Consider the following 7,381-nt stretch of genomic DNA (forward strand, 5'->3'; position numbering starts at 1 on the left):
GCGGCGGGAAACTACGTCGATGCCTCGGCGTATGGCATCACATGGGGACGAGCACGCGAGGCGGTCCTCACTCTCGACGAGCACGCTCTTGAGTTGGCGAAGCGTCCATACGACCTGCGCCACGCGGGAATCGTTCTGGCTCGCGTCCGGCGTCGACCCCGCGGAGTGCGCGCGTCGGGCCGGCCAGAGCATTCAGGTCCTCTTCCGCCACTATGCCAAGTTCCTGGCCGCGGCCCGGGACCACGCCAACAGCCTGATAGAGGAATCGATGCGGCGGTGGGCGGGGCCTCCGGACGAGGTGGAGAGGGCGTGAGCGGGGTCTTGGCCCGGAAATGCCCCGGAACAGCTGGTCGGAAGTGAGATAGCGGTGGGATATATCGGCAGTAGGCTCGCATTCCTCTCTGAGGCTTAGACGTGCGGCCTTGAGGGCGCCTGACAGGTGAACGACCTGGTCAGGCGCCCTTTTTCTGTCTCTAGAAGAAGCCCAGCTTCTTCGGCGAGTACGACACCAGCAGATTCTTCGTCTGCTGATAGTGGTCCAGCATCATCTTGTGGTTCTCCCGCCCGATGCCCGACTGCTTGTAGCCGCCGAATGCCGCGTGGGCCGGGTAGGCGTGGTAGCAGTTGGTCCAGACGCGGCCTGCTTGGATGGCGCGGCCCGCGCGGTAGGCGAGGTTGCCGTTGCGGGTCCAGACGCCGGCGCCCAGGCCGTACAGCGTGTCGTTGGCGGTTTTGATCGCGTCGTCGAAGTCCGTGAAGGGGGCCACCGCCACCACCGGGCCGAAGATCTCCTCCTGGAAGACGCGCATCCGGTTGTCGCCCTCGAAGATGGTGGGCTGGACGTAGTAGCCGCCCGCGAGTTCGCCGCCGAGGTCGGCGCGGGCGCCGCCGGTGAGGATTCGGGCGCCTTCCTGCTTTCCGATGTCCAAGTAGGAGAGGATCTTCTCCAGTTGGTCGTTGGACGCCTGGGCGCCGATCATCGTGTCCGTGTCCAGCGGGTGGCCCGGCACGATGGCCTCGGTGCGGGACACCGCCGCGTCCATGAAGGCGCGGTAGTGGCCCTGCTGGACCAGCGCGCGGGAGGGGCACGTACAGACCTCGCCCTGGTTCAGGGCGAACATCGTGAAGCCTTCGAGGGCCTTGTCGAGGAAGTCGTCGTCGGCCGAGGACACGTCGTCGAAGAAGATGTTGGGGCTCTTGCCGCCGAGTTCCAGGGTGACTGGCTTCAGGTTCTCCGACGCGTACTGCATGATCAGGCGGCCCGTCGTGGTCTCGCCGGTGAAGGCGACCTTCGCGACCCTCGGGCTGGAGGCGAGCGGCTTGCCCGCCTCGACGCCGAAGCCGTTCACGATGTTGACCACGCCCGGCGGCAGCAGATCCGCTACCAGGCTCATCCAGAAGTGGATCGAGGCGGGCGTCTGCTCGGCGGGCTTGAGGACGACGGCGTTGCCCGCGGCCAGGGCCGGCGCGAGTTTCCACGCGGCCATCAGGATCGGGAAGTTCCACGGGATGATCTGGGCGACGACGCCCAGCGGCTCGTGGAAGTGGTACGCGACGGTGTCCTCGTCGATCTCCGAGAGGCCGCCCTCCTGCGCCCGGATCACCCCCGCGAAGTACCGGAAGTGGTCGATCGCCAGCGGGATGTCGGCGGCCAGCGTCTCCCGTACGGGCTTGCCGTTCTCCCAGGCCTCCGCGACCGCCAGCGCTTCGAGGTTCGCCTCCATCCGGTCCGCGATCCGGTTCAGCACCGTCGCCCGCTCGGCCGGGGCGGTACGGCCCCAGGCGGGGGCGGCGGCGTGGGCCGCGTCCAGCGCGTGCTCCACGTCCTCGACGGTGCCCCGCGCGATCTCGGTGAACGGCCGGCCGTTGATCGGCGTCGGGTTCTCGAAGTACCGGCCCTGCTTGGGCGGCACGTACTCGCCGCCGATCCAGTGGTCGTACCGCGAGCTGTAGGAGACGATCGCGTCCGTGGAGCCGGGGCTGGCGTAACGAGTCATCTGGGGCGGCCTCCCGTCGGGCTGCCGCCCGCTCCATCGCGAACGGCGGTGTGGGCAGGAGGCTAGGGGGCGGGACGTTGCACGGACGTTGCGTCCACCGCGCGCCGGTTCGTCGCTCGCCGGTCGGCCGACGCTCGTCGGCTCACCCCCCGCCGGCCCCGTACGCCGCCCGCAGCCGCCCCGTGCGCGCCGCCACCGCCTCCCGCCCCGGAGCAGGCACCGCGAGCGCCCCCAGCAGCGCCTCGCTCACCTCAAGATCGTCCTCGCCCCACGTCGACTCCGCCCACCAGCGCAGCAGATACGCGTCACGCGCCGCCAGCAGCGCCCGGCGCACGCCGTCCTCCAGGACGTACCGCGCCCGGCGCACCCCCGGCGCCTCCGACGACGGAAGCAGCGGACCGCGGTACGTACGCGACACGGCGTGCAGCGCCCCGGCCGCCAGTTCCTCGGACGCCGTCGCCACGTCGGTGCGCAGCGGTGCGCAGAGCCGGTACGGGCGCGAGACCAGCAGCGGGCCCACCAGGCGGCGCAGCCGGGAGAGTTCGGCGCGCAGCGTCACCGGGTCGACCGGGCGCTCGCCGTACAGCTCCAGCGCCAGCCGGTCACCCGTCAGGCCCTCGGGGTGGCAGGCCAGCAGCACCATGATCTCGCTGTGCCGCCGGCCCAGCCGCAGCCGCCGGCCGCCGATCGACAGCAGCGCCTCGTCACGGCCCAGCGCCGTCAGGGAGTCCCGCTCCGCGCAGGGCGCGGCCGACAGTTGCGCCTCTGCCGCGCGGGCCGTCGCCTGGACCAGCGCCAGGCTGTACGGCCCCGCCAGGTGGTCGCCGCCGGAGATGTCCACCGCGCCCAGCAACCGCCCGGTGCGCGGGTCGTGGACGGGGGCGGCGGCGCAGGTCCACGGCTGCACCACCCGGTTGTAGTGCTCGGTGGTGAAGATCTGCACCGCGTGGTCGGTGGCGAGCGCCGTGCCCGGGCCGTTGGTGCCCACGTGCCGTTCGTCCCAGCGGCCGCCCGCGACGAGATTCATCGTCTCGGCCCGGCCCCGCGCCCCGGCGTGCCCCTCCACCCACAGCATGCGGCCGTGCTCGTCGCACACCGCCAGCAGATACGCGCCCTCGTCGGCCACGGATCCCAGCAACTCCCTGACCAGCGGCATCGCCCCGGCCAGCGGATGCGCCCGGCGGTACTCCGCCAACTCGCCGTCGCTCAGGTCGATCGGAGCGACGGCCTCCGTCGCGGATCTCGTACGGGCGCAGCGCCGCCAGGAGTCGGCGACCACCGGCCGCACCTGCGGGCCGACCGCGCCCCCGGCCAGGAACTCCTCGTGCGCGAACCGGACCGCACGGCGGCGTTCGGCGGGGTCCGCGTCCGCCGCCAGCGCGAGCCATGGGTTGACCACGTGGACCCTCCGGAACGTTCGGCAGCGGCGCCTTCGACGATACCGCCGGTGACGCCGCGCGCGGGGGGCGCGTAGCCGGGTGGTGAGGCGTATCCGCAGCCGTGGCAGATCTTCCAGCCGTCCTGGTTCACGGCGAGCTGCCCTCCGCAGTTCGGGCACTGCTCCGCGCAGGGCCGCGGCCGACGGGCCGGCGCGCTCTCGCGGAAGCCGTGCGGCGTGCACAGGGTCGCGGTCATGATCCCTCCTTGCCGCCCACATTCCCTGCCGGGCGACTGCCCCGCAAGAGGAAGAACAAGCCCCCGCCGCGCGGTACTCGATGCCCCGGGCCCCCGCCTCCACGCTGGGAGTACGCGCGCTCGGCCGGCCCCCGCCCACCTCTCCGCTCGCCCCAGCCCCTTCTCCAGGCTCGAAGGGACCGCCGGCACCCGAGTCGGCGACAGGAGCGGTGCCGCCTGGCCGCCGGACCGGCGCACTCGGGCCCGGCCGGTTCACACGGGGTGTGCGCGACGCACCCGCGTGCCTTCGACGCACACGCTCCCGCCCGGCGTAGGGCAGCGGTTCACTCACTGAGGTGAGTCCCACATGGCGCGACGGGACCCGGACCGCCGGTCACTTCCCCCGAGCCGACGGTCCACCGCCTCGTACCGCCGGGCGGACGGTGCGGGGCGGAGCCGCGCCTCTCCATTCCATTTCTCAGTTGACGACCGCTACGGGGCCCGGGCCGACAGCCGCCACGGGCCCCTTAGCCGATGACCGCCACGGGCCCCCGCGCGCCCCCGGCGTCGCGCTGTCCGACCCGGGTGCAACGATGAGCTCATCATGGAAGCGGGGCACGGACTTCGGGCGCTGCGGGCCACTGTGTTCGCGGCGGTCTGCGTGCTGCTCGCGGCCCTGGGCCACGCGGTCATGTCCGGCACCGCCGTCCCCTGGTGGGCGATCGGCGGAGCGCTCAGCGGAACCGGCGGCGCGGCCTGGTTCATGGCCGGCCGCGAGCGCGGCCCGCTGCTGGTCACCCTCGCCACCGTGGGCGCGCAGTCGGCCCTGCACTCCTTCTTCGAGACCGCGCAGAACGTGGCCCGTACGAGCGCGGCCACCGGCATGCACCACGCCATGGGCACGGGCCACTCGACGCCCACCGGCGAGGGCGTCATGGCGGCGATGAACGCACCGGACGCACCCGTGTCGGTATCCGCGCACGCCGCTATGCACCACATGGGGCACGGCGCGCTCGGCATGTGGTCCGCGCACGTCCTGGTCGCCCTCGTCTCCGCCATGTGGCTGTGCGGCGGCGAACAGGCGGCCTTCCGGCTCGGCCGCGCCCTCACGGCGCGACTGTTCGCGCCGCTCATCGTCCTCTTCCACGACGCCCCGCCGACCCGCCCGGCGCCCCGCGTACGCCGCGCCGACGGCGAACGCGCACGTGCGGCACAGCGGCTGCGGCAACTGCTCTACGCCCATGTCATCGCCACCCGTGGCCCACCGGCCCGCGCCGCCGTCGGCTGACGGCACACCACGCGACCGGATCACCACGTCACCGGCGCGCCCCGCCCCGCCGGCCGGGCGCCCGGATTCCAGGAAGGACCCAGGGCGATGACCCCTGCCCTGAAACGGGCCGTTCGACGGCCCGGCTCACCCCACGCCCCACGCCCCGCCGAGCCCGGCGGTGAGCTCCTTCAGCCGCCGCACCCCCTCGCCGAAGCGCCGGCACGGCTCACAGCCCCGCACGTGCGCGTCGAGCGCGCTCCCCGGCACGCCCGGCGGCAGCGCCTCCCCGTCGGCGCGGGCGGATATGGCGGTACGGGCATCACAGCAGTCCACCCCCACATCGTCTCCGGTCCCGGGCGGCCCGCGACCACGGGGGGAGGCCCCCGTGCGTGACGACGAGGCGGTGACCGCCTGGGCGCTCGCGGCGCGCGGCGGCGACGCGGAGGCCGTGGACCGCTTCATCCGTGCCACCCAGAGCGACGTCCGGCGGTACGTGGCGAGGCTCAGCGGCGACCCGCAGGGCGCCGACGACCTGGTACAGGAGACGTATCTGCGCGCGCTGCGCGGCCTGCCCCGCTTCGAGGGCCGGTCGTCCGCGCGCACCTGGCTGCTGGCCATCGCCCGCCGTACGGTCGTGGACCGGCTCCGCTTCAACGCGGCCAGGCCCCGGCTCTCCGACACCGACGACTGGCAGGCGGCGGCCGAGCGCACCCAGTCCCCGGCGCTTCCCGGCTTCGACGAAGGGGTGGCGCTCTCGCAACTGCTGGACCGGCTGCCGTACGAGCGGCGTGAGGCGTTCGTCCTGACCCAGCTGCTGGGGCTGCCGTACGCCGAGGCCGCCGCCGTGGCGGGCTGCCCCGTCGGCACCGTGCGCTCGCGGGTGGCGCGGGCCCGTGAGGCCCTCATCGGACAGCTGGCGACCGCCGAGCGGACCGCGGCGCGGATGCCGGCGCTCGCCTAGGAGCGCCGACCGGGGGAGTCGGCAGGCAGGGGGTTACGGGCACGCGCCCGTAACCCCCTGCCCCGTGCGTCCCTCAGCTCCCGGCCCGTACGACCTCGGCGTCGACCCGGACCGCCCCGCTCTCGCGGAAGTGCAGTACGAACGGCACCCGGTCGCCGACGCGGGCCTTCGGCGGGCCCTGCACCATGATGTCCAGGCCGCTGTGCGACATCGCCAGTTCGCCGCCCGCGGGCACGGGCATCGAGCCGAGCATCTCCATGGTGCCGGCGCCCTTCCGCTCGACGTTCCGGCTGAGCATCGCCTCGCGCGCGGAGGGGACCTCCACCCGCAGCAGTTCGTCGTCCGCCCCGCCGGTGTTGCGCACCTGGAAGAACGCGGCGGTCTCACCGCCGCCGAACGGCAGGAGCATCCGGCCGCCGGTCACCTCCAGTTCGGCGGGGCTGCCGGCCGCCCCGGACGCGGCCCACGCGCCGAGCCCGCCGAGCGCGACGGCGAAGGCCGCGACGGGCACCAGGGCGGCACGGGCCGCCGGAGCGAGGGCCCGCCACCGGGGAGTGGGGGCGGTCAGTGCTTCGCTCGCGCTCACCGGGAATCTCCTCGGACGCTCGTACGGGTGTGGTCCGGGCCTGTACCGTACGGTCGGACTCGCCCGGCGGCGGCGTGCCCCGCCGCGGCGCGCGCGGGACCGCGCCCCGCCGTGCCGCGCGAGGCCGTCGGCTGCCAGCCGCGCAGCCGGAGGCTGTTGCCGACGACGAGCAGCGAACTGACGGACATCGCGGCCGCCGCGACCATCGGGCTCAGCAGGCCGACCGCGGCCAGCGGCACAGTGACGAGGTTGTAGCCGAACGCCCAGGCCAGGTTGGCCCGTACGGTCCCCAGCGTGCGCCGCGCCAGCCGCACCGCGTCGGCGAGGGCGCGCATGTCCTCGCGCACCAGCGTCACATCGGCCGCCCCGATGGCGGCGTCCGTACCGCCGCCCATCGCGATCCCCAGATCGGCCCCGGCCAGCGCCGCCGCGTCGTTGACCCCGTCGCCGACCACGGCGACGCGGCGCCCGCTCGCGCGCAGCGCCCGTACGAGCTCGGCCTTGCTCTCGGGCGTGGACCGCGGGTGGACCTCGGTGATCCCCAGCTCACCGGCGACGGCGCGCGCGGTGGCAGCGCTGTCGCCGGTGGCGAGCACGGGCCGCAGCCCGAGCCGTCTGAGGTGGTCCACGGCCCGGTAACTGCCGGGCCGCAGCCGGTCGCCGAGCGCGATCACCGCCTCGGCCCGCCCGTCCACCCGCACGAGCACGGCCGTACGCCCGGCGCCTTCCGCGTCCCGCACGGCCTCGGCCAGCTCGGCGGGGAGGCCGGTGGAGTGCGCCGGGGCGGCCGGGCCCTGGAGCGGCACACCCGACGACGCGGCGCCGGGCTCCGCGCCCCGGCCGCCCTCCGCACCGGCCCCAGCCCGGGACCCGGCCTCTCGGGGGGGGGGGGGGGGGGTGGGTTTATTCCAGGGTTGTTAGCGGACGCACAATACGTCCCCCCCCGTGCGGGC

General features: G+C 74.3%; 7 protein-coding genes and 1 pseudogene. 3 read left to right on the forward strand and 5 right to left on the reverse strand.

The window, feature by feature from the left end; translation table 11 throughout:
• The first annotated feature begins 88 nt into the window (after nt 1-88).
• A complete protein-coding gene (locus AC07AB_RS27005) occupies nt 89-313 on the forward strand; it encodes a hypothetical protein (RefSeq protein ID WP_478571700.1) in 225 nt (74 codons plus the stop codon).
• Between the two features lie 160 nt (nt 314-473).
• Here the strand turns inward: AC07AB_RS27005 and adh are convergent, their stop codons facing one another.
• Nucleotides 474-1,997 carry an aldehyde dehydrogenase gene (adh, locus tag AC07AB_RS27010; RefSeq protein WP_478571703.1) on the reverse strand — a complete coding sequence of 508 codons (1,524 nt, stop codon included), beginning with the start codon at nt 1,995-1,997 and terminating at the stop codon, nt 474-476.
• A gap of 142 nt (nt 1,998-2,139) precedes the next feature.
• Nucleotides 2,140-3,396: a GAF domain-containing protein gene (locus tag AC07AB_RS27015; RefSeq protein ID WP_478571705.1), complete on the reverse strand. Its 1,257-nt coding sequence runs from the start codon at nt 3,394-3,396 to the stop codon at nt 2,140-2,142.
• A gap of 819 nt (nt 3,397-4,215) precedes the next feature.
• On the opposite strand from AC07AB_RS27015, the gene AC07AB_RS27020 reads away from it, so the two are divergent.
• Entirely contained in the window at nt 4,216-4,899 is a 684-nt protein-coding gene (locus tag AC07AB_RS27020) for a hypothetical protein (RefSeq protein WP_478571708.1), read from the forward strand.
• Nucleotides 4,900-5,025: 126 nt separating this feature from the next.
• Here the strand turns inward: AC07AB_RS27020 and AC07AB_RS27025 are convergent, their stop codons facing one another.
• Nucleotides 5,026-5,214 (reverse strand): zf-HC2 domain-containing protein, encoded by a 189-nt coding sequence (locus tag AC07AB_RS27025; protein ID WP_478571711.1) that lies wholly within the window; start codon nt 5,212-5,214, stop codon nt 5,026-5,028.
• A gap of 52 nt (nt 5,215-5,266) precedes the next feature.
• Here AC07AB_RS27025 and AC07AB_RS27030 point away from each other — a divergent pair, with 52 nt between their 5' ends.
• Nucleotides 5,267-5,842 carry a sigma-70 family RNA polymerase sigma factor gene (locus AC07AB_RS27030; RefSeq protein ID WP_478571714.1) on the forward strand — a complete coding sequence of 192 codons (576 nt, stop codon included), beginning with the start codon at nt 5,267-5,269 and terminating at the stop codon, nt 5,840-5,842.
• A gap of 73 nt (nt 5,843-5,915) precedes the next feature.
• Here the strand turns inward: AC07AB_RS27030 and AC07AB_RS27035 are convergent, their stop codons facing one another.
• Both AC07AB_RS27035 and AC07AB_RS27040 read right to left on the reverse strand, forming a co-directional pair.
• Nucleotides 5,916-6,428, reverse strand: a complete 513-nt coding sequence (locus AC07AB_RS27035; protein WP_478571717.1) for a copper chaperone PCu(A)C — start codon at nt 6,426-6,428, stop codon at nt 5,916-5,918.
• Nucleotides 6,425-7,192 (reverse strand): annotated as a pseudogene (locus tag AC07AB_RS27040) (HAD-IC family P-type ATPase); the annotation flags it as partial. The pseudogene AC07AB_RS27040 and the gene AC07AB_RS27035, both read right to left, overlap by 4 nt.
• Nucleotides 7,193-7,381 lie beyond the last annotated feature (189 nt).

Source organism: Streptomyces sp. NPDC044033, from assembly GCF_056434425.1.